19 protein-coding genes are annotated in these 25111 nt (G+C 68.6%); 6 read left to right on the top strand and 13 right to left on the bottom strand.

The window, feature by feature from the left end; translation table 11 throughout:
* Nucleotides 1-31 precede the first annotated feature (31 nt).
* The 5 genes from tmpA to OHB49_RS38090 all read right to left on the bottom strand — a co-directional run bounded on the left by tmpA (nucleotide 32) and on the right by OHB49_RS38090 (nucleotide 6536).
* Entirely contained in the window at nucleotides 32-1666 is a 1635-nt protein-coding gene (gene tmpA / locus OHB49_RS38115; RefSeq protein WP_329165468.1) for a 2-trimethylaminoethylphosphonate dioxygenase, read from the bottom strand.
* A gap of 100 nt (nucleotides 1667-1766) precedes the next feature.
* Nucleotides 1767-3395 carry a transposase gene (locus OHB49_RS38110; protein ID WP_329165466.1) on the bottom strand — a complete coding sequence of 543 codons (1629 nt, stop codon included), beginning with the start codon at nucleotides 3393-3395 and terminating at the stop codon, nucleotides 1767-1769.
* A gap of 496 nt (nucleotides 3396-3891) precedes the next feature.
* Complete coding sequence (locus OHB49_RS38100) at nucleotides 3892-4776, bottom strand: hypothetical protein (RefSeq protein ID WP_329165465.1); 885 nt, start codon at nucleotides 4774-4776, stop codon at nucleotides 3892-3894.
* An 86-nt stretch (nucleotides 4777-4862) separates the two neighbouring features.
* Nucleotides 4863-5744, bottom strand: a complete 882-nt coding sequence (locus OHB49_RS38095; RefSeq protein WP_329165464.1) for an ABC transporter substrate-binding protein — start codon at nucleotides 5742-5744, stop codon at nucleotides 4863-4865.
* A 165-nt stretch (nucleotides 5745-5909) separates the two neighbouring features.
* A complete protein-coding gene (locus OHB49_RS38090; RefSeq protein WP_329165463.1) occupies nucleotides 5910-6536 on the bottom strand; it encodes a GNAT family N-acetyltransferase in 627 nt (208 codons plus the stop codon).
* Nucleotides 6537-6734: 198 nt separating this feature from the next.
* Between OHB49_RS38090 and OHB49_RS38085 the strand changes: the two genes are divergently transcribed.
* Both OHB49_RS38085 and OHB49_RS38080 read left to right on the top strand, forming a co-directional pair.
* Nucleotides 6735-7091: a YciI family protein gene (locus OHB49_RS38085; protein WP_030973279.1), complete on the top strand. Its 357-nt coding sequence runs from the start codon at nucleotides 6735-6737 to the stop codon at nucleotides 7089-7091.
* Nucleotides 7091-8392 carry an RNA polymerase sigma factor gene (locus tag OHB49_RS38080; protein ID WP_329165461.1) on the top strand — a complete coding sequence of 434 codons (1302 nt, stop codon included), beginning with the start codon at nucleotides 7091-7093 and terminating at the stop codon, nucleotides 8390-8392. Before OHB49_RS38085 ends, OHB49_RS38080 begins: the two co-directional genes overlap by 1 nt.
* Nucleotides 8393-8399: 7 nt before the next feature.
* Here the strand turns inward: OHB49_RS38080 and OHB49_RS38075 are convergent, their stop codons facing one another.
* Nucleotides 8400-9293: a LysR family transcriptional regulator gene (locus OHB49_RS38075; RefSeq protein WP_037852580.1), complete on the bottom strand. Its 894-nt coding sequence runs from the start codon at nucleotides 9291-9293 to the stop codon at nucleotides 8400-8402.
* Nucleotides 9294-9373: 80 nt separating this feature from the next.
* Between OHB49_RS38075 and OHB49_RS38070 the strand changes: the two genes are divergently transcribed.
* Nucleotides 9374-10621: an MFS transporter gene (locus OHB49_RS38070; RefSeq protein WP_329165459.1), complete on the top strand. Its 1248-nt coding sequence runs from the start codon at nucleotides 9374-9376 to the stop codon at nucleotides 10619-10621.
* Between the two features lie 67 nt (nucleotides 10622-10688).
* Here the strand turns inward: OHB49_RS38070 and OHB49_RS38065 are convergent, their stop codons facing one another.
* The 7 genes from OHB49_RS38065 to OHB49_RS38035 all read right to left on the bottom strand — a co-directional run bounded on the left by OHB49_RS38065 (nucleotide 10689) and on the right by OHB49_RS38035 (nucleotide 21728).
* Nucleotides 10689-11006, bottom strand: a complete 318-nt coding sequence (locus tag OHB49_RS38065) for a hypothetical protein (RefSeq protein ID WP_030973271.1) — start codon at nucleotides 11004-11006, stop codon at nucleotides 10689-10691.
* A 79-nt stretch (nucleotides 11007-11085) separates the two neighbouring features.
* Nucleotides 11086-12708: a glycoside hydrolase family 13 protein gene (locus OHB49_RS38060; protein ID WP_329165457.1), complete on the bottom strand. Its 1623-nt coding sequence runs from the start codon at nucleotides 12706-12708 to the stop codon at nucleotides 11086-11088.
* A gap of 116 nt (nucleotides 12709-12824) precedes the next feature.
* Nucleotides 12825-13775, bottom strand: coding sequence for a carbohydrate ABC transporter permease (locus OHB49_RS38055; protein ID WP_329165456.1), 951 nt, complete (start codon nucleotides 13773-13775; stop codon nucleotides 12825-12827).
* A 13-nt stretch (nucleotides 13776-13788) separates the two neighbouring features.
* Nucleotides 13789-14748 carry a carbohydrate ABC transporter permease gene (locus OHB49_RS38050; RefSeq protein ID WP_329165454.1) on the bottom strand — a complete coding sequence of 320 codons (960 nt, stop codon included), beginning with the start codon at nucleotides 14746-14748 and terminating at the stop codon, nucleotides 13789-13791.
* A gap of 87 nt (nucleotides 14749-14835) precedes the next feature.
* Nucleotides 14836-16260, bottom strand: a complete 1425-nt coding sequence (locus tag OHB49_RS38045) for an extracellular solute-binding protein (RefSeq protein ID WP_329165453.1) — start codon at nucleotides 16258-16260, stop codon at nucleotides 14836-14838.
* A 219-nt stretch (nucleotides 16261-16479) separates the two neighbouring features.
* Nucleotides 16480-20769 (bottom strand): discoidin domain-containing protein, encoded by a 4290-nt coding sequence (locus OHB49_RS38040; RefSeq protein ID WP_329165451.1) that lies wholly within the window; start codon nucleotides 20767-20769, stop codon nucleotides 16480-16482.
* Nucleotides 20770-21245: 476 nt separating this feature from the next.
* On the bottom strand, nucleotides 21246-21728 hold the full coding sequence (locus OHB49_RS38035; protein ID WP_329165450.1) for a GNAT family N-acetyltransferase: 483 nt from the start codon (nucleotides 21726-21728) through the stop codon (nucleotides 21246-21248).
* Between the two features lie 819 nt (nucleotides 21729-22547).
* Here OHB49_RS38035 and OHB49_RS38030 point away from each other — a divergent pair.
* The 3 genes from OHB49_RS38030 (at nucleotide 22548) to OHB49_RS38020 (ending at nucleotide 25077) form a co-directional block, all read left to right on the top strand.
* Entirely contained in the window at nucleotides 22548-23195 is a 648-nt protein-coding gene (locus OHB49_RS38030; protein ID WP_030973257.1) for a cysteine hydrolase, read from the top strand.
* A 111-nt stretch (nucleotides 23196-23306) separates the two neighbouring features.
* Nucleotides 23307-23660 (top strand): DUF1622 domain-containing protein, encoded by a 354-nt coding sequence (locus OHB49_RS38025; protein ID WP_329165448.1) that lies wholly within the window; start codon nucleotides 23307-23309, stop codon nucleotides 23658-23660.
* A 670-nt stretch (nucleotides 23661-24330) separates the two neighbouring features.
* Nucleotides 24331-25077, top strand: a complete 747-nt coding sequence (locus tag OHB49_RS38020) for a 4'-phosphopantetheinyl transferase family protein (RefSeq protein WP_329165447.1) — start codon at nucleotides 24331-24333, stop codon at nucleotides 25075-25077.
* Nucleotides 25078-25111 lie beyond the last annotated feature (34 nt).

Genomic DNA, 25111 nt, shown 5'->3' with positions numbered 1-25111 from the left:
CGTCGCGGCACCGGCGGCCGGGACCTGTGGCCTAACCCCGCAGCAGTGCGGTGAGCAACGGAAGGAAGTGCTCGAACGGGGGGGTGGGTGCGTCCGGATCCTTCGCCTCCTCGTCCCAGCGGCGGACGGCGACCGCGTCGGCCGCGCCCGGCAGGGCGGCGAACTGCGCCGCCTGTGCCGGGGACATCACGCCGCCCTGCACGCGCAGCGTGTACTGCGACGCCTCCGACAACCGGTTGTGGTACCCGGGTTCCACAGCGCACAGGTAGCGTTTGGCGGCCACGTGCAGGCGCACCGGCTCAGTGACTTCGGGCCCGAACCAGCGGGCCAGCAGGTCGGCTCCCGAGTGGCTGTGCCGGTTGTCGGTGCCGGACATCAGTTCGTGGCCGGTCACGGCGCCCGCGAAGTGCCCGACGTCGTGCAGCAGCGCCCCGGCCACCAGGTGCGGCGGGGCGCCGTCGGCCTCCGCCCTCGCACCGGCCTGGAGCATGTGCTCGGCCATGGAGACCGACTCGCCCAGATACTCCGCCGACCCCGGTCCGGCGAACAACTGGGCCAGCGGCTCCAGGGTGTCCGCGCGCCGCAGCACCGCCAAGGTGCTCGCCAGACCGTCCAGATCGGCGTAGCAGCCCTGGAGGTGGCGTGCTCCGTCCTGGGCGAAGGCGGTACGGGCGTGCAGCAGCCGGGTGTTGTCGAACACCAGGCAGTCGCCCGGCGACAGCCGCAGGTCCAGTTGCAGCTCGGGGCGGAGCAGCAGTTCCGCGAACGTGCGGTAGGCCGCGTAGAACGCCTCCACCTGGGCGGCGGGCAGCCGGAGCGCGCCGATCGAACGGTTGTTGAACCGCACCTCGCGCACCCGGCCGAGGGGGTCGGTGCCGATGAGCGGACGGTCGGCTCGCAGTTCGGTTCCCGCGTCGCGGAAGACGAACGGCACGGGCGTACGGGTGAGGACGTCGAACGCCTCCGGATCCTCCTCCCGCAGCAGAGCGGCCGCGGCGAAGCCGTCGACGAGACCCGAGTCGCCACCGTCGGCGTCGTTGACCAGGCAGTGGAGCAACTGGATCGTCGGGACGGGATCGCGGTACGGGTTGTCGGTGTGCGGCGTGATGCGGGCCGATGTGAAGGCGAGGTTGTTCGGGTCGGGCTCGACGCGTACGTCGAAGAGCTTCCCGTAGTTGGTCTCGCGGACGTAGCCGAAGGTCTCCGCCACGTCGAGCACCTGTCCCTCGCGCTCCGGTACCCCGCTCAGCAGCATGAAACCCAGCCGCAATACGCAATCCAGCATGCGGGCCCGCACACCCGGCTCGCCCAGATACTCGTCCCAGCCCACTTGCGGCAGCCGTCGGGTGAGGTCACCGGCCTTCCACAGTTCCTTTCGGTCGTCGGTGCGCCGGTCGCCGGTCGCCGGCCCACCGGGCCGGTTGGCCTCCAGCCAGGTCACCGGGTAGGTCGAGCGGTGTCCGTCGGGGGCCCATATCACCTCGACGGCAGGCCCCTCTGACTCGTCCGTGTCGGTCACCGCGTCGAGCCGGAGCGCGGCGGGCAGCGCGCTGATCTGGAAGAGCTTCTGTCCGGAGCGCGGATCGCGGCAGTCTGCGCACGGGCAGTTGTCGCGAAGCCACATCACCGGAAAGTCGTCGATCGGGAAGGTGGGCAGGGCCGGCACGGTCACTCCTCGGGTCAAAGTTGTATAGCCAACTTTTTCGACCGTCACAGGCGGATACGACCGGAACATGACCGCAAGGCGTCTGCCGGGCCAACCGTTCCTAGCCAGTGCACATAAGTGAGTCTTGGACCCACTGCTCCGTACTGGGCGCATCCCGAACGGTGCTGGATGCGCTGGTCCCCCGCTTTCGCTTCCCGTTCGGCGGCGGCCCTCCGGGGGGCCGGTCCGTGGTGGGTGGGCGGGTTCCCTCACGTCCCCGGTTGCCTGGTGCGGCCTGGGCGGTCCGATGCCCCGCACGATCACTCCGGTCGTGTGGGGGCGGTGCCGTCCGACGCCGGACCGGGTGCCCGAGAGCGCGTCTCCCGATCGCGATACCCGCGGCATCGTGACGGGACATCTTTCGACGTGGGGTGGTCAGCGGTTTCTGCCAGTGCTGCGCACCCCACATGCTGGTGTAGGCCGGGTCGACCGCGACGATCGCAAGACCCTGTTCGGCGGCCATCGACACCAGCCGGGCCTTGAGCTTCCCGGTGGGCATGCCGGAGATGAGCTGCCTGAACCGCTTCCTGCGGCCGTGCTTCTCCCGGGTCTTTTCGGCGGTGAAGTCAAGGTCTTCGATGCCGATGGCGGCGACACCAGCACACTTGGCCCAGCTGATCAAGCGGGTCAGGGCGTGGCGGATCTGTGCGTCGCGGTGACCGGCAGTCCCGGACAGGTCGTAGCCGAAGCAGTGCGGCCCTCCCTTGGGGTTGCCGTGCCGGTCGAGCAGGTAGGCAGCGAAGTGGTCCGCGTTGGTGTCGACGCCGACCATGCCCCGGGCGCGGGCGGTCTCCAGCGGCATGGTCTGCACGGCGGGGCGTTGCCACGAGGCCGTGAGGTACCAGCGGCCGCGCTCCGTGTCGAGGTGGATGCGGTAGGCGACGGCCCGGTTGGCTTCGATGCGGTCGGCCCACTCCGCACCCCGATGCGCGAACCCGACACGGGCGGTAAGGGTGTACCGGCCGTTTCGGGTGTTGGCCAGGTGCGCGAGCGGAACGGGCAGCTTGATGGACACTTCGCCGTCCGGGGTGACGCGGATCGTCTCGTTCCCGAACCGCTTCCCCGACTCACCATCAGCAGCGATGAACCAGCGCTCCGCCTCCCACCGTTGTCGCCACTCGTCTTCGGTGAGACGGGCCTCGGTGAGGTGGTGGCGGGTGTTCAGCAGACGCTTGCCGCCCCGTACCACCCGGACCCGTCCGGCCTGCCAGTCGGCTACAGCCGCGGCGTGCCGCGCCTCCAGCATCGCGAGGCGGCGGGACTTGCGGAACCACTCGCTCTTCGACCGGTAGCCACCCGCCGTACGCCTGGTGCCCTTCTCCCCGAGCGGGAGGGACAGCCGGTGCCGCAACGCCCTGATCCCGGCATCCAGGTTCTGGATATACGCCGCCTGGCAGCGGCGCGCCAGCGCCCACTGATCATGCGTGGCCTTCGTGATCGCACCCGCGATCCGCGACGAGGACCGTGCGGTCAGTTCCCGCTTTCGCGACGCCCAGGTGTCCGCACCGTGCTCCAGACCATCCGCACAACGGGCCTTGAGATCACCGGACGCCAGCGCACCCTGATGCGCACCGACCGCACGCAGCACCCCCTCGTCCTGGGGCGTGAGGTGCTTGAGACGGTCCCGGACCGCCACCCCGCAAGGCCCAGGCGCCACGAAAGACGCGGCCAGTTCTCGCAACCCACCCACCACATCACCCCGCCCTCAAGGCCGCACCCCTGCCACCCAGCCCAACGAGCAGCAGCCGCCAAGGTCACCCATTCGGCTCCAGAACTCCCGTTCCCACCCCTGCGAACTCACCGGCAGGACTCACTCCCGCTCACCACTACTCACTTCAGCTCAGTAAACCGACAGCAGCTCACAACCCCCGCCGGAAAGCCGACCCGGGCGCTGCGTCGGCGCGCCGGTGAGCGCGGCGCCCCGGTCCGCACCCGGCACAGAAGCCCGTTGATCACCTTGCGGTGGTCGGCCCCACAACCGCCCCGCTGAGCGAACTTGGGCAGATGCGCCATCAGCCGAGCCACTCGTCGTTCGTCAGATCTCCCCTCCCCGGGGCGGACACGACGCCCCCGCCCCGGGGATGGTCACGTGATCTGCCGGACAGGGCCCCGGCGCCGTACTGCGCCGGTCCGGCGCTCGATGACGGACCTCGGCCCCGTCATGAGGGCTCGGTACGCCGGACCGGTCATCGACATCCCATGTGCTGCTTCATCGCGGGCCACGCCTCTACCCCGTCCGAGGTGCGGACATAGACCCTGGACATGTCGTCCGTCAGCCACAGTTCCCAGTCGTCCAGGTGGTAGCCCGTGGACCGGGCACCGGCGGGCATCGTCACGTCCCCGTCGTACGCCGACGTGAGCATGCCCGAGGGGAGGACGCCCTCCGGATCACGCGCGTACACCTTCCGGTCGGCCGAGCCCTCCCCTCCCGAACCCGCGCCCCATTCAAGGAAGTCCGCCTCCTGCCAGTCGCAGTGCGCCGGGCCTGCCGAACTGCTCACCTTGGACACGGGTACCCGGCGGCCGTCCTTGTCGGTCCAGACCCGGTACGGCTGCTTGTCCGTATAGCTCGACGGCAGCTCCGCCGGGTCGCACGTGGCGGTGGTCTCCGGACCCCAGCCCGGGCGTCCCTTGCGGTCCTTGGCGACGATGACGGCGATCTTCGTCCTGCGGTCCACGTCGAACGAGTACAGGACCCGGTCCGCTTCCTTGCGTTCCACGCGGTAGCCGTACTGCGGCAGATCCGGCTGCTCGATCTCGAAGTGCAGCTTCAGCCCTTCCTCGGGCGTCGCCCCGCCGTCGCCCTTGCTCCAGGGTTCGCTGCCGCCGCCGGAGTAGATGTCACCGTCGCATTCCAGAGCGCGGCCGGCGGCCCCCGATTCCGTCCTCCTGGCCTGCGGGGTGTCGCCTTCGACGTGCGGGTGGGGCAGGTAGAGAGGGCCGCTGTAGGGCGCGGCCGGTCGGTTCCCCTCGGTCACGAGGTCGTCGGGCACACCCCCGCCGCATGCCACCGCCGACAGCGCGGTCACCAGGACCACCGCGACCGTTCCGCCCACCCTGCCTCTGTTCATATGCCCCACCCCTGTCCGCGCTCGGGCATCAGCCCGTGCTGATTGCCGGTCGGACGTACCGGGCGGCGCAGTGGTTCCGGCGCGCGCTAACGGCCGTGCGCCGCCTCGACAGCGTCCGCCACGAGCGTCAGGAACCGCGCATGGGCCTGGGGGCTGCAGATCGGTTCCGGATTCCACGGCACCACTGCGGCCGCCGGCTCCAGCACCGACCGGGCAGCGTCCGACCGGAGCCGGTCCAGGGGTGTGGCGTTGGACCGGATGTCGGTGAGCAGGATCCCGGGCCGCAGGGTCGTCACCTCCGGCCAGCCGGCCGTCGACCAGTTGGCACCGGTCCCGGCTGCCGGTTCGAGGACGTCGACGCCCAGCTCCGTCAGCACGCGCAGCTCCGGCCACATCCGGGGACGGGCAAGGTGCGCCTGGTCCTGCCCGGCCGGTGACAGGGCCAGCACCCGGGGCCGGGACGGACCGGCGGCGAGGGTGCGCAGCCGGTCGCGGGCGGCAGCCAGGTCCTGCGTCGCCGTCGGGGCCTCCTCGGCGCCGAGCGAGCGGGCCAGCTCGGCGAACCGGTTGCCGATGTCGGTGAGGGTGCGCGCCTGGCCCACGTCGACGACAACGACCGGAACGTGTTCGTCCAGGTGTTTGGCTGTCTCGGGGGCGAGCCCGTAGACATGCCCTCCCCCGTAGCTGACGGCCACGACGAGGTCCGGCCCGCCTCGTAACAGAGTGTCCACGTCGAGGACGCCGCCCGCACCGAGGTACTCGACCTCGGTCAGCGGCAGCGAGCCGGTCTTCGCACGGTCGGGCTCGTCGCCGTCGTGGCCCGAGCCGAAGATCCCCCACGGATGTATCCCGTAGTCCCACAGCGTGGCGCCGGCCTGGACATAGGCGAGTACCTTCGACGGCCGCCGCTCGGCTGCCGACAGTTGCCCACGGTCGTCGGAGAACTGCCACACGGTCTGCTCCCTCACGCCACACACCCCTCTGTACCGGCTGACTCGCCCCTGTTCCGGGCTCGTACACGAGTACCTGCCCACCTCTTCGGCGCGACACCCCTGCCGGGCGGAGTTCCCGGCCCCTTAGGGCTGTCCGCCTTCGGAGGAACCGGCGGGATCAGCCGGTGTGCACGTAGCGCCTCACAGGTCCGCTGCGGTACTGCGCCCCAGGTAGGTGATCGGTCCGGGGTCCGGTACGTCGATCTCCTCGAAGCCCAGGCGGTCGTAGAAGGCCCTGGCCGGAGTGTTCGCCGTGACCATGGAGAGATGCACGGCTTCCACGCCCTTGGCGTTCAGGGCGGCCAGGAACGTCCGCATCAGCGCTCTGCCGTACCCCTTCCGCTGCCATGCGGGCAGCAGATCGATGTGCAGGTGGGCGGGGTGGGCGGCGACTTCGGGGACGAGCATGCGTTCCGGGTTGTGCAGGAGGGCGATCATCTCCTCGCTGGGGGTCCGCGGCGCGCCGTCCAGCTGCGGGAAGCGGTCCTCGACGAGCGGCAGCCACTGCTTCCGGAATGCGGCGACGAACTGCGGCGTGTCCGCGGTCCCCAGGATGTAGCCGACCGCCCGGCCCGTACCGTCGTCGACCACGAACGTCAGGTCGGGTTCGAGGTACGCATAGGGTGCGGCGAAGATCGACGGCATCAGGTCGAGGTCGGGATACAGGTGCCGGGAGTCGCCGCCGTCGTCGGCCGTCCGGACACAGATGTCCGCGAGGGCCTCACGGTCGTCGGGGTGGTAGGCCCGTAGGCCGGCAGGCTTGGTCATCGCCCCATCCTGTCGGTACTGGGAGCGCTCCCACAAGACTCCGTACGGCAGCGTCCTCGGGATCACGAGCGTCCCGGGGTGCTGCCCGGAAGACTTTCTGCGAACACGACTGTGTTGCGTGTCGATCCGAGCGGAAGCCGTTCGTATAGAAGGTGAGACGCCGGCACGGTGCCGGCGTCGTACTGGAGGAGGCCCACCATGAAGCACTACCTGCTGAGCGTCGTCACGCCCACCGACGGCGAGCCGCCCGCGCCCGAGGTGCTGGAAGGGATCATGCGGAACGTGGGGGTCTTCCACCAGGAGCTCCAGGCGGCCGGGGCCTGGGTGTTCGCGGGCGGACTGCACGCCCCCAGCACCGCCACGATGGTGCGGCCGAAGGACGGGGACACACTGATCACCGATGGGCCGTACGCCGAGGGGAAGGAGTATCTCGGCGGGCTGTGCATCATCAAGGCACCCGATCTGGACGCCGCCCTCGACTGGGGTCGCAAGGCCGCGCGGGCGATCACCCTGCCCGTCGAGGTCCGGCCCTTCGAGGGTGAAGTGGAGGGCTGATGCCCGACTCACCCGGGCCGCCCGGCGCCTCCGAAGTGCCCCGCACACCGGACGACACACCCGACGACGCACCGGCCGTACCCACCGCGGAGATCGAGCGCCTCTTCCGCGCGGAGTACGGCCGCGCGGTCGCCGTGCTCGTCCGCGCCTTCGGCGACATCGACATCGCGGAGGAAGCCGTCCAGGAGGCGTTCACCACCGCGCTGGAGCGGTGGCCGTCCGCCGGGCTGCCGCCCGCCCCGGCCGGCTGGATCATCACCACCGCGCGCAACCGGGCCATCGACCGCCTGCGCCGCGAGGCGTCCCGCGCCAACCGCCAAGCCCGGGCCGCGCTCGCGCAGGAGCTGAACGTCCGCTGCGAACCGGCCGAGGAGGGTCCCGTGCGTGACGACCGACTGCGGTTGATCTTCACCTGCTGCCACCCCGCACTCTCCACCTCCGCGCAGGTCGCGCTGACCCTGCGACTGCTGGGCGGGCTGACCACCTCGGAGCTCGCGCACGCGTTCCTGGTCCCGGAGCCGACCATGGCACAGCGGCTGGTGCGCGCCAAGGGCAAGATCCGTGACGCCCGGATCCCCTACCGGGTCCCGGCCGACGCAGACCTTCCCGACCGGGTCGGGGCGGTGCTCGCCGTCCTGTATCTGATCTTCAACGAGGGGCATACGGCGAGCTCGGGCGACCGTCTCGCACGCGAGGATCTCTGCGCGGAGGCCATCCGTCTCGGCCGGCTGCTGGCGGGTCTGATGCCGGACGAACCGGAGGTGCTGGGCCTGCTCGCCCTCATGCTGCTCACCGAGGCGCGCCGCACCGCCAGATCGGGACCGGACGGCGCACCGGTGTCCCTGGCCGACCAGGACCGCGACCGGTGGGACCGCGCGCTGATCGACGAGGGGCAGGCGCTCGTACGCCGGTGCCTGCGCCGGAACCGGCCCGGCCCCTACCAGATCCAGGCGGCGATCAACGCGGTGCACAGCGATGCGCCGACCGCGGCCGCGACCGACTGGGGGCAGATCCTGCGGCTCTACGACCAGTTGCTGGCGCAGGCACCGACTCCGGTGGTGGCGCTCAACCGTGCCGTCGCGGTGGCGGAGGTCGACGGACCGGGTGCGGCGCTCGTCCTCGTCGAGGAGCTCGGGCTCGACCGCTATCACGTGTTCCACGCCGTGCGGGCCGATCTGCTGCGCCGGCTGGGCCGCTGCGCCGAAGCAGCATCGGCGTACGACGCCGCCATCGCCCGGACGGACAACGCCGCCGAGCAGGAGTTCCTGCGGCGCCGCCGCCTCGCGCTGCCCTCTGTCTGAGGGCACGTCACGGCCGGTCGGCGGCAGCCTCCGTATCGATACCGAGCCCGGTCAGGAACGCCGCGGCCGCGGGGGTGGGGCGGAACCTGCTCCAGACCAGGCGTTCCGTCCGGGCCGGGGCATCGCGCACCGGCAGCACGGTGACTCCTGCCAGTTCGGCCGCGAACGCGGCAGGCAGCAGCGCGACGACCAGTCCGCTGCGCACGAGCCGGACGATGAAGTCGGTCCCACTGACCTCGAAGGCCACCACACGGGTGAGCCCGGACGCCTCGAACGCCTCCTCCGACTGGGCGCGGGCCGCGGTGCCTTCGGGGTAGTCGACGAACGTCTCCGCCGCCAGCCGCTCCAGACCCACTTCGGCCTCGCGCGCCAGCGGGTGGGTGGGAGCGACCACGGCGGCGAGCTCGCCCCGGGCGAGTTCGTGATCGCTCACGCCCTTCGGCCGATAGCTCGGCAGCACACCGAGGAAGGCGACATCGAGCGTGCCGTCCTGCACTCCCTGGACCAGATCCTTGCTCGGCCCCTCCTTGAGGTCGATACGGACCTTCGGATGGCGGAGGTGGAACTCCCGCAGCGCGGCCGGGATGTCGACCGCGCAGAGCGTCGGGATCGCCCCGATGGCGAGGCGCCCGCTGACCTCCCCCGCCGCTGCCGCCACCTCGGCTCGGGCCCGCTCCGCCGCATCCAGGGCCTGGCGGGCCGCGGGCAAAAACGCCTCACCTGCTGCGGTGAGCCGGACATGACGGCTCGTGCGGTCGAACAGCCGGGCCCCCAGCTCCTTCTCCAGACGCGCGATCTGATGACTCAGTGCGGACTGGACGACCAGGCATTTCTTCGCGGCGCGGGTGAAGTTCCGCAGGTCCGCCACCGCCACCACGTATCGCATCTGCTGAAGCTCCATCCATCCATCGTGGATCACGATCGATGGAATGAAAAACATGTGTTGGACTCATCAGTGGCCGCACCCCGAGGCTGTGGGACATGGCATCTTCCGCACAGAGACACCACGGGACGCGGCACCCCGACGTCCCGACGACCACTCCGAAGCCGCTGCCCGTGCTCGGGCGCGGACTCGTCGCTCTGATGGCCGTCGCAGCCGGGCTCTCGGCCGCGGGCAACTACTTCGCCCAGCCCCTGCTCGACGTGATCAGGGCCGACCTGCACATCGGTGTCACGGCGGCGGGGCTGATCGTGACCGCGGCCCAGGCCGGGTACGCGCTGGGCCTGATCCTGCTGGTGCCGCTCGGAGATGTGATGGAGCGCCGCCGGCTCGCCGTGGGCCTCTTCGGTCTCACCGCGCTCTTCCTGCTGCTGACGGCCACGGCCCCCAGCGGCCCCCTGCTCATAGCGGGGACGGCTCTTACCGCGCTGATGTCCGTCGGCGCCCAGATCGTGGTGCCGTTCGCGGCGACCCTCGCGGCTCCGGCCGAACGCGGCAGGATCGTCGGCGTCGTCATGTCCGGTGTCCTGCTCGGCGGACTGGTCGGCCGGCTGGCCTCCGGCGCGCTGTCGGAACTCGGCGGATGGCGCACCGCCTACTGGATGAACGCCCTGCTCATGGCGGCCATGGCCGTGCTTCTGCACCGCAACCTGCCCCGGCTGCCCAGGCCTGGCGCCACCACTCCGATGCCCTACGGCGGACTGCTGCGCTCCACACTCGCGCTGCTGCGCGAGGAGCCCCTGCTGCGCATGCGGTCAGCCGTCGCGGCCTTCTCGATGGCCTCGTACAGCGTGCAGCTCACCGCGCTGACCTTTCTGCTGGCCCGGCCGCCCTTCGGCTGGAACGCGGCCGCGATCGGGCTCTTCGGTCTGCTGGGCGTCATCGGCGTGGTGGGTATGAACGTCGCGGCCAGGCTCGGTGACCGCGGCCGGGTGCAGCTGGTCTCCGGGGTGTCGGCCGCCCTGCTCACCCTCTCCTGGCCACTGCTCCTGGCGGGCGAGTCCTCTCCGCTGTGGCTCGCCGTCGGCGTGATCTCCCTGAACGTGGCCCAGCAGGCGGGGCTGAACAGCAGTCAGTACGTGATCTACGCGCTCCGCCCCGAAGCCCGCAACCGGATCAACTCCGGCTTCATGACCGTGTTCTTCCTGGGCGGGGCGGCAGGGGCCGCACTCGCCTCGGTGGTCTGGTCGCACGCGGGCTGGTCCGGCGTATGCGTCCTGGGAGGTTCCCTCGCCGCGGGCAGCCTCGTGCTGTGGGTGTGGGAGCGGGTACGCGTACGGACTTGGTGACGCCGTCACGGGCATCCGCGCCGGGCGCGCCATGGTCCCGACGCGCATCCCGGAGCGGTGGCAGGAGTCAGTCGTTGACCGCGGTCAGCAGGACCACCGCGTCCTCCAGCGCCAGCAGCCCGTGCCGTTCGTGCGGGATGGGCTGCAGTCCTCCCGAGGTCAGTTCCACGTCGCCGGAGGCTGCAGTGAGGCGGACGGCCCCGCGCAGCACCTGGAGCGAGGCCGCGGGCGGCGCGTTGTGCTCATCGAGGGCCGAGCCCGCGGTGAGCGCGATGACCGTCTGCCGCAGCGGCTCCTGTCGCAGCAGCAGGTGGGCGCTGCGGCCGTGCGGGGACGTACGCGCGGCGGCCAGATGCTCGTCGGCGAGGGCGTTGAGATCATCCATGTGCCCACTCTGCCGCAGCCTCGAGTCCGCCGCGATCCGCCCGCGGACCCGCGTGTCGGCCCGCGGGTACGCGCCGGGATCAGACCCGCAGCCAGGCCGCGGTGTCCTGCGGGAGCCTCCCTCCGTCGGCCGGCGGGCCGCTGATGAGCAGGACCTCGGTGTGGCTGGGCAGTTCGACGGGCTCCTCGGTCAGATTGACGATGCAGATCAGGCGCTCGCCGCGGGTGAAGGCCAGCACCCCGGGCGCGGTCGGCAACCACACCAGCTGCTCCCCCGGTGCCCCCGAGCTGCCGAAGCCGGGCGCGGTGCGGCGCAGCCGGAGCGCCGCGCGGTACAGGCTGAGCATGGAGTCCGGATCGGTGCGCTGCAGATCGGCGGCGTACGTCGACCAGTCCGCGGGTTGCGGCAGCCAGGGCTCGACGGTGGATCCGAAACCGGCGTACGGCGCCTGCGCCGACCAGGGCAGCGGCACCCGGCAGCCGTCGCGTCCCGGGTCGGTCCCGCCGGAGCGGAAGTGCATCGGGTCCTGGATCCGGCCGCGGGGGATGTCCGCTTCCGGAAGGCCCAGCTCCTCGCCCTGGTAGAGGTAGGCCGCGCCCGGCAGGGCCAGCGAGAGCAGCGCCGCGGCGCGCGCACGCCGGGTGCCGAGTGCGAGATCCGTCGGGGTGCCGAAGGTCTTCGCCGCGAAGTCGAAGCCGGTGTCCTCACGTCCGTAACGGGTGACGGTCCGGGTCACATCGTGGTTGCACAGGACCCAGGTGGCGGGGGCGCCGACCGCGGCGTGCTCGGCGAGCGTGTCGTCGATGGCGCAGCGCAGCCGTCCGGCGTCCCAGGGGCAGGCCAGGAAGTTGAAGTTGAAGGCGGTGTGCAGCTCGTCGGGGCGCAGATAGCGGGCGAAGCGCTCGGCGTCCGGGAGCCAGACCTCTCCGACGAAGATGGCCCCGTACTCGTCGGCGATGGCGCGCCAGGAGCGGTAGATGTCGTGCAGTTCGTCCCGGTCGATGTAGGGGTGGGGGTCGCGGCCCTCGACGAAGTCGGGCAGTGCGGGGTCCTTGGCGGGCAGGGCCGCCGAGTCGATCCGTACACCCTCCACACCTCGCTCGAACCAGAAGCGCAGGACGTCCTCGTGTTCCTGACGGACCGCCGGGTGCACCCAGTTGAGGTCGGGCTGCTGCGTGGCGAACAGGTGCAGGTACCACTCGCCGTCGTCGAGCCGGGTCCAGGGCGTGCCACCGAATTCGGAGACCCAGTCGTTGGGCGGGATCTCGCCGTCCGCGCCGCGTCCGGGCCGGAAGTGGAAGAGCTCCCGCTCGGGGCTTCCGGGGCCGGCCGCGAGGGCGGCCCGGAACCAGACGTGCTGGTCGGAGACGTGGTTGGGGACGATATCGATGATCGTACGGATGCCCAGCTCACGGGCCTCCGCGATCAGCTTCTCGGCCTCCGCGAGGGTGCCGAAGGCGGGGTCGATGGTGCGGTAGTCGGCCACGTCGTATCCGCCGTCGGCGAGCGGCGAGAGATACCAGGGGGTGAACCAGAGTGCGTCCACGCCCAGTTCGACGAGATAGGGCAGCTTGGCCCGTACCCCCGCGAGATCGCCGGTGCCGTCACCGTCGCCGTCGGCGAAGCTGCGTACATATATCTGGTAAATAGCGGCGTCGCGCCACCAGTTCACGGTGGCCTCGGACGGACGGTTGGCTGCCACGTGGCGTTCCTTTCGGGCAGGTGGGACTCCGCCGTCGGCCCCGGACAGCGGGGCGCTGGATGGGAGGGCCGGCGGCGGAGCGCTGAGGAGGAGAAGGCTGCTGCGGTGGGTGGCCTCTAGCCCTTGAGGCCACCCGCGGTGAGTCCGCTCATGATGTTTCGCTGGAAGAGCAGGAAGATGAGCAGCGTCGGGATGGACGCGATGGTGAGTGCCGCGATGAGGACGTTCTCCGGGACACCGCTCGCCAGCGAGTAGATGCCCACGTTGAGGGTCTGCTTGCTGGGGTCGGGCAGGGTGAGCATCGGCCAGAGGAAGTCTTTCCAGACGCCGACGATCGCGAAGATGGAGACGACGCCGAGGATCGGCCGGGAGATCGGCAGAACCACGGAGCGCAGGGTGCGCAGGGGCGAGGCCCCGTCGATCGCGGCGGCGTCGAGGAGTTCACGCGGGATCGAGTCGAAGAACCGCTTCAGCAGGAAGATGTTGAAGGCGTTGGTGACCGACGGCAGCCAGATCGCCCAGGGGGAGTTGAGCAGATTGCGCTGCACGATCGGCACGTCGAGGACGGTGAGGTACTGGGGTACGACGAGGACGGTGGCCGGGATCATCAGCGTGGCCAGCATCATGCCGAGGATGACCTTGCCGAAGATGGGCCGCAGCTTGGAGAGCGAGTAGGCGGCGGCGACGTCGAAGAGCAGCTGGAAGACGAGCGCGCCGAACGCGTAGTAGAGGGTGTTGAAGAGAAGCCGGGACAGGTCCATCACCGTCCACGCCCGGGAATAGTTCTCCGTGTGGACCGACGTGGGGAAGGCGGTCGGCGGGCTCTGCACGACTTCCTGGGTGGTCTTGAGTCCGCCGGTGACCATCCAGTAGAGCGGCCCGAGGAAGGCCACGGTGAACAGAGCGATCACCACTGCGAACACGATCCAGTAGATGGTCCTGCCGCGGGGCCGGGCGAGCTGGGCCGGTGAGATCAGGGTCCGCTGGCGTCCCAGGTCGGCGGCGCGCCGTTCGGCCCTGCGCTGTCCGGAGACGCGCCGTCGGGAGACGAAGGCGTTCGATGCCATGGTCGGGCCCCTCCTAGTCTTCGCTGCTGCGGCTGAGTCGTACGTACACCGCGGAGAAACCCGCGAGGACGACGAGCAGGACGAGTCCGAGGGCCGCCGCACTGCCGTAGTTGTTGAAGTTGAAGGCGTACTGGTAGATGAGGTAGACGACGGTCGTGGTGGAACCTTCGGGGCCCGCACCGTTGGTGAGGAGGAAAGGCTCGGTGAAGACCTGCATCGTCGCGATGATCTGCATCAGCAGGAGCAACGAGAGGATGAGCCGGGTCTGCGGGATCGTGACGTGCCAGACCCTGCGCAGCAGTCCCGCGCCGTCCAGTTCGGCCGCTTCGTACAGTTCGCCGGGGATCGACTGGAGTGCGGCGAGGTAGATCAGGGTGGCGCCGCCCATGTTCATCCAGGTGGCCGCGATGACGACGGAGAGCATCGCGGTGTCCGTGGACTGCAGCCACTGCTGGGCGGGGAGGTGGAAGACCTCCAGGATGCGGTTGAAGAGTCCGTAGCCGGGGTCGTAGAAGTACTTGAAGAGCAGGACCGAGGCGACGGGTGGCAGCATCACCGGCAGATAGACCAGCAACCGCAGGTAGCCCTGACCGTGCCGGAATTCGTTGAGTACGACGGCGACGACGAACGGGACCAGAAAGCCCAGCAGCAGGGCCAGGCCGGTGAAGAGCAGGGTGTTGCGCCAGGCCTGCCAGAAGGCCGGGTCATTGACGACGTAACTGAGGTTGGACCAGCCGGCCCAGGTGGTCTTTCCGTTCTCGTTCTTCTGAAAGGCCAGGATGAATTCCCGGACCATCGGATACCAGGAGAAGAACGAGAAGCAGAGCACCGCACCGATCAGGAATCCGTGCGCCGAGATGTTGCGGCGCACGGCTCGTACGAACTCCTCGCGGGCGGAGTTCCGGCGGGCGGGGCCCGGGTGTCCGTGGCGTGGCCTGGTCGCCTTGCTGGTGGACAGGGTGGGGGCCGACATGGTGTCTCCTCGGTGCCGGTGTACTTCAGACGCGGATGGACGGTCGGGGGCGGGGCCGGGTCCGCGTGACCCGGCCCCGCGCGTCCGTCACTGGTTCGCCAGCACCTGGTTGACCTGCTTCTCGGCGTCGGAGAGCAGCTTGTCGATGTTTGCGTTCTTGTTGGTCAGGACGCCGGACATGGCGTTGTCGAGGATCTTGTAGATCTCCTGGGCCTTCGGCGGCTCGGCCTTGCCGGTGACCGGGTTGTCCATGAAGGCCTTGAAGTTCTCCACCGGCATCGTGGCGTTGGCGACCCGCTGTGCGTCGTCTTTCGTCTTGGTGTCGCCCAGGAAGAAGTTCGGCTGCGGCAGTCCGACGGGCAGCTGGTCGGCCTTGGTGCGCGCCCAGTCGAACTGGCCCTTGCCCTGGGTGAGGTTCTTGAAGTTGAGCCAGGCGACGGCGGCCTTGATCTGGTCGGGCGAACTGCCCTTCTTGATCATGTAGTTGTTGCCGCCGAAGAGCGTGCCCTTGGCGCCGGGGATGGGGCCCATGCCGAAGTTCTCGTACTTGGCGCCGAGTTGCTGGACCATGTACGTGATGTCGTCGGGCGCGGCGAGGAACATGCCGAGCTTGTCGCTGGCGATCTGCTTCTGCAGATCACCCCACTTCAGCAGCTGGGTCTGGCCCATGCTGTTGTCCTCCCACCGCATGTCGTGCAGCTGCTGGAGAACCTGCTTGCCGGTGTCGTCGTTGAAGGCGGCCTTCTTGCCGGTGGAGTCGACCACGTCCCCGCCGAGGGAGTACTGGGCGGCGGTGAAGTGCCAGCCGCCTGTGTTGGCCGCGCTGTACTCGCCGTAGCCCGCGATGCCCTTGCCGAGGCCCGCGATCTTCTTGGCGGCGGCCCGGACCTCTTCCCAGGTGGCCGGCGGTGTGTCCGGGTCGAGACCGGCCTGGGTGAAGAGCTTCCGGTTGATCATCAGGCCCATGGTGTAGTTGCTGGTCGGCAGGGCGTAGAGCTTGCCGTCCTTGCGGGCCACGTCGAGGACTTGCGGCTGGATGTCCTTCAGCGCCGGGACCGACTTGTCGGTGACGTACGCGGAGATGTCGGTCGCCCCGTCGTTGTCCAGTACCTGTTCGAGGTCGGTGAAGTACGCGTAGAAGACATCGGGCTGCGACTTCGCCTTGAGCATGGCGGTGAAGCGCGGCGGCTCCAGGCACTGGCCCGGGGTGGACTTTCCGTTGATCTTGACGTTCGGGTACTTCTTGTTGAACGTCTTGATGTCCTCGTTCCACTCCCGCAGCTCCGCGGCCTTCGCGGCCGGCGGCATGCAGTCGATCGAGAGGGTCACCTTCGCCTTCGGGTCCAGCGGAGCTGACGGGTCGGACGAGCCGCCGGAGCCGCCGCCGTTGTTGTTGTCGCCGCTGCTGCTCGTGCCGCATGAGGCGAGAGCGGTCAGGGCGAGCGCGGTGACGAGGGCGGCCGCGGAGGTGCGGCGTGTACGGCGATGACTGCGGAACCCAGCACTTCTCATCGATGGTCCCTTCGGGCATGGGCGTGGAAGTCCCTCGGCCGGCTCTCTGCCGGGGCGCGGCACACTCAACCACCGCTGACATGAGTGCGCAATATCTCGCGCAGATTTCGTAAAAGTTTGACAGTGCTACGCATGTGACGTGCGTGGCGGAGCTTTCGCGCGGCCCGGGACGCCGCCCGCCCAGCCTTCCGGGCGGCGTCCCTGACCTGCGGTTCCGTGTTACGGGTTGATGTTGATCCGGAACGTGGAGGTCGTGTTCTTCACGTCCTGCGCGTTGTTGCTCAGCGTCAGGCCGTTGAAGGTGACCTCACCGACCGCCGGCCCCTGGCCGGCCTCCGGCATCTCGTTGGCCCACAGCCCGAAGCCGGACTTGGCGTCGTACGCGTCGCCGCTCTTGCGGGCTCCGGAGATCGAGATGTCGCTGAGGACGGTGTCCTTGATCGGGAACTGGGGCTGCCCTCCCACATAGTTGGTCTGGAACATGATGCCGCTGTACGTCGGATCGACGATGTCCACGTTGTTGATGCGAATGCCCTGGAACACCTTGGACGCCGAGAACAACCAGATCCCGGGGAAGGTCTGCGACCCCCAGAAGTGGCCGCCGGAACGGACGACCGACACATTCTCGATCGTGGTCGGTTCGGTCCCGAAGCCGTTCATCGGGTATCCGAAATCCAGCGAGCTGACCGTGATCCCCGAGTAGACCAGGGTGTCCGCGATACGGATATTGCGGAAGGTGTTGTTGTAGCCGCCGTAGACGGCGACTCCCGCGGCACGCCAGGTGAGGATCGAGGTCAGATTCTCGTAGACGTTGTTCTTCATGTCCGAGCCCCCGGCATCGATCGCCGAGAACAGTGCGAAGCTGTCGTCGCCCGTGGCCCGGGCCTCGTTGTTGGTCACGAGGTTGTCGGTCGAGCCATTGGTCATGTTGATGCCGTCGGCGAACAGATTGCGGATGCGGGAGTTCTTGATGGTGATGCCGTCGGTGTTCGCTCCCCAGTACAGGCACACCATGTGTTCGTTCCAGATGTTGTCGATCACGATGTCGGAGACATTCGAGAAGTCGAACACCTTGCCCGGTCCGTCGATGCGCGAGGTGTAATTGCCGAAGTACGCGAAGTTCGCGAACGATGAACCCTTCGCACTGGCCTCCGCGCGGAATCCGACATCGGTGTTCTCCTGCCCGGACGGGGCGTGGAACCGGGTGTACCAGGGCCCCGCACCGACGACCTTCACTGCCTTTCCGTAGACCTGGAATTTGCTGGACGTCTCGTACTCACCTGCCGGCAGATAGACGCCGACGAGCTGTCCGGTGGTGTCCATCCGGACCTTGTCCAGGGCGTTCTGGACGTCCTGGTGGGTGAATCCGGCGGGGACGGTGTACGAGGCGGGGGCCGGGTTGGCGACCGGCGCGACCTGCTCCAGACTGACGAAGTCGATCGCATAGGTGCTGGTGTTGGCCGCGTCCTTCTGCAGCCGGATCCTGCTCCCGGCGGGAACGGTCTTTCCCAGCATCATGTTCGCCTCGTCGTAGATGTGCCGGGGCGCCCCGGATCCCGGCGCGTTGCCGGGGCCCGTCTCGGCGCCGTACAGCCACGCGTACTTCGAGGTGAGGTCGATCGCCTTCAGGAAGGTGCCGTCCACGTACACATTGAGTTCGGTGTCGATGCCGCCGCCGCCCGCGGAGTCCGGAACGGAGAACCGCGTCACCAGGGTGTTGGTACTCGCCCTGGTGGTGAACTCGACATAGTTGCCCGTGTTGTTGAGGGTGACGGCCTTGCGGCCCGACGCCTCGCCCGCGACGTCACCGACGGTCCTGTTCGGGCCGACGACCTGGGCGCCGCCGCCCGTGACGCCGTCCTCCGCCTCGTACGTGTCGTACGGCATGTTGGCCCCGCGGCCGACGAAGAGCGACTCGGTGCTGGTGTTGTTCCCCCGTTTCACCGGGAGCTCATTGGCGTCGTCGGCGAGCACGACCTTCACGGTGTACGAGCCGTTGGTGGCCGTCCAACTGCCCAGGTTCACCGGCGCGGTGGTCGCACCGGCGGCGATGGCTCCGCTGTGCGTACCGGTGAGGGTCTTCACCGTGGCGCCCTTGGAGTCGATCAGACTCAGCGTGATGGCGTGGCTGCCGCTCGCGGATGCCACGGTGCCCTGGTTCTTCACCGCGACGGAGAACGTGACGTTGTCGCCGTCGGCCGGTGCCGACGGCGAGGTGGTGACCGCGGTGGCCACCAGGTCCGAGCTGGACACCGGTTTCACCACCAGCGCGTCCGCACGTGTATAGGTGTTGTCGGTCTCGTTCTGCTCGATGACCTCGCCCGCCGCGTCCGCGACGGCGCTCAGTTCGTACGAGCCCGCGTCGCGCGGCCCGATGTCCGCACTGACCTGGGTGGACGATCCGGCTGCGAGCGCGCCCACCGGCACGGTGGCCACCTTGGAGCCGCCGAGCCGGAATTCGAGCTTGCTCGCCGGCGCAGCGACCGCTCCGCTGTTGCGCACGGTCGCGGCCAGGGTGATCGCGTCCGACTCGACCGGGGCGGCAGGAGCGGCGCCGATCGCGGTGACCTGCAGGTCCGGGTTGGGAGCCGGGGCGCCCAGGACCTGGAACTCCGCGACCTGGCCGGCACCGGATCCGGTGTTGGAGGTGAACCTCAGCTGGACGTCGGCGACCCGGGCATCGACCGGGATGGCTACCGTGTTGCCGGTCGCGGGGCTGAACGCGTAGTCCTTCGCCCCGACCAGACTCGTGAAGGACGTGGCGCTCTGCTCACGTCCGAGGACCTGGATGTTCTGGGTCCGGGCGCCCCAGCTGCTGTCCGGGTTGAGCTTGACCACGACACTCTCGGTGTCGGCGTTGGCTCCCAGCTTCACGGTGAGGGTGTTCGGATAACTGCCGCCCGCGCCCTCCCAGTAGGTCGTCAGCTGGTTGTCGTTGGCGTTCTCGGCGACGAACGTGTGGACCACGGACGAGGCGGTGATCGGCTTGCCGACGGCGAGGTTGGAGGCCGATCCGCCACTGCCGTTGCGGGTGACGGTGTTGCTGTCGCCGGATATGTTGCCCGCCGCGTCCTTGGCTCGCACGACGTACGAGACGGTGGTGCCCGCGGACTGGGTGTCCGTGTACGTGGTGACGTCGCCGGCCACGCTCTTGCGGAGGACGTTGTTTGCGTAGATGTCGTAGCCGGTGACGCCCTTGTTGTCCGTCGACGCCTGCCAGGTCAGCTTGATCTGACCGGAGGCCGGCTCGGTGAAGGAGAGGCCCGCGGGCACGGTCGGCGCCTGCGTGTCCCCCGTGTCCGCCCTGCGGGTCACCGTGTTGCTGTTGGCCGACTCGTTGCCCGCCGCGTCCTTGGCCCGCACGAAGTAGGCAACGGTGGCATCGGCGGGACGGGTGTCGGTATACGTGGTGACGTCCCCGGCCACGCTGGTCAGCAGTGCGTTGTTTGCGTAGATGTCGTAGCCGGTGACGCCCATGTTGTCCGTCGACGCCTGCCAGGTCAGCTTGATCTGACCGGTCGTCGGCTCGGTGTACGCCAGCCCCCCGGGCGCCGTCGGCGGATCGGTGTCGCCGGTCCCGGGACCGTAGATCTCCAGTTCGGAGAGCTGGGCGGCCGCCCGGCCGGTGTTGGCGCTGACCAGCACCCGCACGTAGCGCGTGGTGGTGGCGTCGAAGGAGACCGTCGCCGTCTCACCGCCGGTGGGACTGAAGGCGTAGTCCTTGGACGGGGTGAGGTCGGTGAAGTCCGAGTCGTTGGTACTTCCCTGGATCTTCAGTGTCTGGGTCCTGGGCTCCCAGCCGTCCGGCAGCCGTAGCACCACTCGGTCCACGCGCACCGAGCCTCCCAGGTCGGCCTGGATCCACTGCGGCAGATCGCCGTTGCGCGACTCCCAGTAGGTGGCCGGGTTGCCGTCGTTGGCGTTGGCGGCCACATACGTCTCGGTGTAGCTGCTCGCCTTCAGCGTGCGTCCCGCGGCAAGATTGACCGACGACTCCCCCGCCGCACGGACCTCCAGCTCGGAGAGCTGCGCGGTCCGCCAGCCCGTGTTCGCCGTGATGTTCACACGCACGAAGCGGGTCTGGGTGGCCGGGAAGGCGATGGTCACCTCGTTGGAGCTGCCTGGAGCGAAGGTGTAGGCGGCGGAGGTCTTCAGCGTCGAGAAGCTGGTGCCGTCGGCGCTGCCCTGGAGCGAGAGTGTCTGCTGCCGGCTCTCCCAGCCCGCGGGCAGCTTCAGCGTGACCTGGTCGATGCGGGTGCCGGTTCCGAGGTCGGTCTGCACCCACTGGGGCAGGCTGCTGCCGGCTCCTTCCCAGTAGGTCGACCGGTCTCCGTCGGTGATGTTCCGGGCGGTGTACTCACTGTTGGCGCTGCTCGCGGCGGCGGGTCGGCCGACGGCGATGTTCGGACCGCCGGCCGCCGAGGCGGTGAGCGCCGGCCAGCCGATCATCAGAAGACTGGTGGTGACGACGGCGGAAAGGACCCGCCGTCTCCAGCATTGGGTTCTCATATGTCCCCGATCTTCGGCCTCGGCGCAGGGCGCGTCGAGGGCGCGGCTCTGTCTGCGGACGTGCACGGCACGCATTTCTGCACTGCCTGACGGGACTTTTGCGTTTTGCGGTCAGAGAGTTGCAGAGGATTGAGAGTCAGTCCACAGTTTTCGCAGAACGGATAGCCGAAGGATGCGCGCGGGATGGCAGCGACTCTCAGCCAACTGGGCCTAGAGATAGGCCTTTATGGGTGTACCGATCACTCCGTAAGTGATCTGTAAATTATGCAATCAATTTGCGTAACCGTGAAAGGTCATGCAAGGTACCTGCTCACGGGTGGGCGGGACGATGGCACGCGGCGCAGCACGAAGCGGGGCCCGCAGATGCGGACCCCGCGCGCGTGGTGCTGATTCAGCCGGTCGGCGTCAGAGACCGGTGGTGCAGAGGAGGCCCCTGGGCGAACCCGTGCCCCGGGGCGTACATCCGGCGGATGCGGTCAGCCCCGCGCCGTCCACCGGTACAGGACGTCCGGTTCCTTCTCCTCGTTGCGACTGCCGTCGTTGAAGTCGACGGCGGTGAATCCGTACCGCTCGTAGAACGCCCGGGCATCGGTGTTGCGCTGGAAGACATGCAGGGTGAGCTCTTCGGGAGAGATCTCGCGGGCCTTCGCCAGAAGCAGCGAACCGATGCCCCGGCGTCGTACATCGGGGCGCAGATAGAGGTGTTCGAGCTCGGTTCCTTCGACGGAGGCGAACCCGAGCATGTCGCCCGTCCCGGTCTCGGCGACCCACACCGTGGTCCCGGGCAGGACGACGTGGGTCATCCAGGCGAGGGTGTCCGCGTCGCTGTGCAACTTCGGGAGATACGACATGGTTTGGGCGCGGGAGGCGAGAAAGAGCCGGGTGAGGGGCTCTGCGTCCTTGACTGCGGCCTTCCGCAGCAGTGGGCGGCCGGCGGGTGCGGGCTCGTTCGGTGCCATGTCGTCTCTCCGTGTCCGGGCGGAGCCCTTCGCGCCTCCCCGTGCGCGGTGAGCTGCTCGCATCGCGGACGAACCTATGCCGGAGGCCGTGCGGACCGCCACACAAATAGAATCAGGGCAGCGCTTCACGCCGCTGACGCTTCCTCACCTCACCAGAGCGCGCCCCTTCCCTGACCGCCCCCGGATTCGCCGTTTCAGCAGGTCAGCACACATGGGCGCACTCAGGGCACGATGATCGTTCACGGGGTTTCCCCGTCCTTCCGGCCCCCAACTGACCCCATCTGTCCCCATGAGGCCCCGCCGACGGGCGTCAAGCAGGCTGCGCACGGTGTCATTCATCTCAATGGGCATGACAGGGAGGCTAATCGGGCGCTCTGGTGCGGCGCACCAGAATGCAATTGCCCGCAGGCGAACGTTCGAGTGGGGTCGCAAGGCAGTCACATGATCCGCCGGACAGGACCTGGCTCGGCGCCGTGTCCGGTCGCGATGGACGCGGTTCTGTGCTCGTCCGCGGGCCGACTGATCTCAGCCGGGCCGGTGGAATTGGCAGGGACGGCGACCGAGGTGCAGCAATTCACCGATGCAGAACGCCCCGCGATGGGTCACAGTGGAACGGAGGGCGAATGACCGGGACAGCGCCTCCTCAGGGCACACACCCCGAAGTGAGCATGGCACTCGAGTGATGCCGCTTGGTGTCGGAACAATCCGCACCGGCTCAGGAAGCGACCTCGCGTCACCGGAATCGGAATGTGCTTCAAGGACATCTGCTGTACCGAATGCTCGCACACCAGTGGTTTGTTGACGCGTGAGGAGCGCCAGGTGGAAATCAAGAAGACCGACACGGCGGTTGTGTTCATCGATCCACAGAACGACGTGCTGAGCGAGGACGGAGCGAACTGGGACGCGGTGGGAGCGAGCGTCACAGAGAACAGGACCGTCGAGAATATGGAGAGAATCTTCGAGGCGGCGAAGGCGGGCGGATACGAGGTCTTCATCTCGCCCCATTACTTCTACCCGACCGACAACGGATGGCGAATGAACGGGCCGCTCGAGACAAGCGAGCTCGAGACCCATACGTTCGCACGGACGGGACAGCTCGATCTGACCGGGTTCCAAAACTCCGGGGCAGACTGGCTGGACCGCTTCAAACCCTATATCGAAGACGGCAGAACGGTGGTCGCCAGCCCGCACAAGGTATTCGGACCGGAAACCAACGACTTGGTTCTGCAGCTGCGCAAGCGGGGAATACAAAGGATTATTCTTGGCGGGATGCTGGCGAACATGTGCGTCGAGTCCCATATGCGTCACCTCATCGAGGAGGGATTTGAGGTCGCCGTGGTCAGGGACGCAACAGCTGGACCCCGACACCCGGTCTGGGGCGACGGCTATCAGGCGGCGATCATCAACTACCGTTTCTTCGCCCATGCGTTGCTGTCGACTGACGAAGTACTCGATCGAATGCACTGAGGAACTCGCAGCCGGTAAATAGAGCTCGCTTCCGTCCGAGATTTAGTCGGTGGCAACAGAGGTTGCGGTCCACAAACGGGCGGATTCGGGTCGGCGCGAGAAGGGGATGCTGTGGAGTTCCAACACATCGTGGAACTGGTCGGTCGAGGCGTTGACGCCGCCGGCGTAGCCATCATAGTCGTGGGAACGCTCTTGGCGACCGTTCTCGCGGCTATCCGGATCAGTCGCCGACAGGCGGGCGTGTACCGCGGCTATCGCCGTCGCGTCGGGCGATCGATCTTGCTGGGGCTGGAGTTCCTCGTAGCCGGCGATATCATCCGTACAGTCGCCGTCGAACCGACGTACGCAGGCGTCGGAGTGCTGGCCGTGATCGTGGGCATCCGCACCTTCCTCAGCTTTTCTCTCGAGCTCGAGATCACCGGGCGGTGGCCATGGCAGAAGCCAGTGGCCGAAGCCGAAGACTGACCCCGCGTGGCGCCGTCGGCCAGCGGAGCGGCGCCATCCCTGCCGTGAATTCTTAGGCCAGGGCTCAGTCTCATCGAACGTTCGCGGCACCATTGCTTGTGCCCCTGTACACGTTGATTATTTTCCTCGTGGTGTATCCAGCCAAATATTGGTCCATCACAAAGATGAAGCCCGACAGGTGGCACGCCCGGGACGTTTCGGTGCCGCAGTGCCGCATTCGCCTGAGCGGAGTCAAAGCGTCCCGGTCGTCGGGGGTGGACAAGTTCCGTGATTCCTGGCGGGCGAGGTGTTCGAAACTTCGTTCAGGCAGCGCAGCGGCCAGTTGTAGTACCGAGCGAATCGTTCGGTGGGGCGTTCTCCTGGTCGTCGCAGAGCGCGCGGTTGACGAGGGCGCAGGCGCGGGTGGCCGACCTGCGGGCGGCGGCTTCGAGGTCGGGAGGTCTAGGCGAAGGTCGAGGGCCGGGGCTGCGAGGGTCCTGGCGCTCCTACTTCGCAAGGTCATGCGGCGATGCACCGTTGACCGTGATCGGCCAGTACATCGAAGGCCAGAAGCGGCCTATCCGACCGTGACGACAGAGGCGGAGCGAACTCCGGCGCTTCGCGCCTCCGGGCTTAGAATGCGTTCCCCTCCCCGGCTGAAACCGGGGATACCGCGCAAGAACAGGGATGGATGACTCGACCTGTGCATCAGCCCATCGAGTTCGACCCGGAGGATGCCAACCGGGGTGCGCTGCCGTCGTGGCCTGCCCGGATACCTGTCATGTGGATCGTGGACGCCGTGCGGCACGGTGATCGTGCGGAGCGGCTCGCCCCCGGGATCCTCGACGCCGGGGAACAGCGGCGCGCCGAGAGCTTCGCCGCGTCGGCCGACCGCCGCTGCTATGTCGCGGCCCATGTGGCGCTGCGGATACTGCTCGGTGCCCGGCTGGGCGTCGAACCCCGCGACGTACGGATGGTCCGCGAGCCGTGCCCGTCCTGCGGTGGTCCGCACGGCCGGCCCGTGACCGACGGCGGGGTGCACTTCTCGCTCTCGCACAGCCGGGACCTGTCGCTTCTCGCGTTCGCCGCCGTGCCGCTGGGCGTCGATGTGGAGGCCGTACCGGGCAGTCAGGCCGCGGCGGAGGTCGGAGCGATGCTGCATCCGGCGGAGTCCCGGGAGCTGGCGGCGCTCCCTGCGTCGGACCGGCCCGTCGCCTTCGCCCGGGCCTGGACGCGCAAGGAGGCGTATCTCAAGGGCGAGGGCATCGGGCTGGCCCGCGATCTCTCCCTCGACCATTTGGGCACCGGGCCCGTGCCGCGGCCCGGGCCGGCGGGCTGGACGGTCGCCGATGTGCTGGTTCCGGCCGGCTATGCGGCCGCGGTGGCCGTCCGTGCGGCGGGGCAGCCACCGGTCGCGGACGGCCACCGGCGAAAATGATCCGGCGGGCAGAGCAGGACGACCGACCGATACG

The organism is Streptomyces sp. NBC_01717 (assembly GCF_036248255.1).
Classification (GTDB): domain Bacteria; phylum Actinomycetota; class Actinomycetes; order Streptomycetales; family Streptomycetaceae; genus Streptomyces.
This window is presented reverse-complemented; position numbering and strand designations above follow the sequence as displayed.

Coding starts and splice junctions, on each gene's coding strand:
- OHB49_RS38100 (WP_329165465.1), bottom strand. CDS start 4,776: ATGAACAGAGGCAGGGTGGGCGGAACGGTCGCGGTGGTCCTGGTGACC.
- OHB49_RS38090 (WP_329165463.1), bottom strand. CDS start 6,536: ATGACCAAGCCTGCCGGCCTACGGGCCTACCACCCCGACGACCGTGAG.
- OHB49_RS38085 (WP_030973279.1), top strand. CDS start 6,735: ATGAAGCACTACCTGCTGAGCGTCGTCACGCCCACCGACGGCGAGCCG.
- OHB49_RS38080 (WP_329165461.1), top strand. CDS start 7,091: ATGCCCGACTCACCCGGGCCGCCCGGCGCCTCCGAAGTGCCCCGCACA.
- OHB49_RS38075 (WP_037852580.1), bottom strand. CDS start 9,293: ATGGAGCTTCAGCAGATGCGATACGTGGTGGCGGTGGCGGACCTGCGG.
- OHB49_RS38070 (WP_329165459.1), top strand. CDS start 9,374: ATGGCATCTTCCGCACAGAGACACCACGGGACGCGGCACCCCGACGTC.
- OHB49_RS38065 (WP_030973271.1), bottom strand. CDS start 11,006: ATGGATGATCTCAACGCCCTCGCCGACGAGCATCTGGCCGCCGCGCGT.
- OHB49_RS38055 (WP_329165456.1), bottom strand. CDS start 13,775: ATGGCATCGAACGCCTTCGTCTCCCGACGGCGCGTCTCCGGACAGCGC.
- OHB49_RS38050 (WP_329165454.1), bottom strand. CDS start 14,748: ATGTCGGCCCCCACCCTGTCCACCAGCAAGGCGACCAGGCCACGCCAC.
- OHB49_RS38045 (WP_329165453.1), bottom strand. CDS start 16,260: ATGAGAAGTGCTGGGTTCCGCAGTCATCGCCGTACACGCCGCACCTCC.
- OHB49_RS38040 (WP_329165451.1), bottom strand. CDS start 20,769: ATGAGAACCCAATGCTGGAGACGGCGGGTCCTTTCCGCCGTCGTCACC.
- OHB49_RS38035 (WP_329165450.1), bottom strand. CDS start 21,728: ATGGCACCGAACGAGCCCGCACCCGCCGGCCGCCCACTGCTGCGGAAG.
- OHB49_RS38020 (WP_329165447.1), top strand. CDS start 24,331: ATGACTCGACCTGTGCATCAGCCCATCGAGTTCGACCCGGAGGATGCC.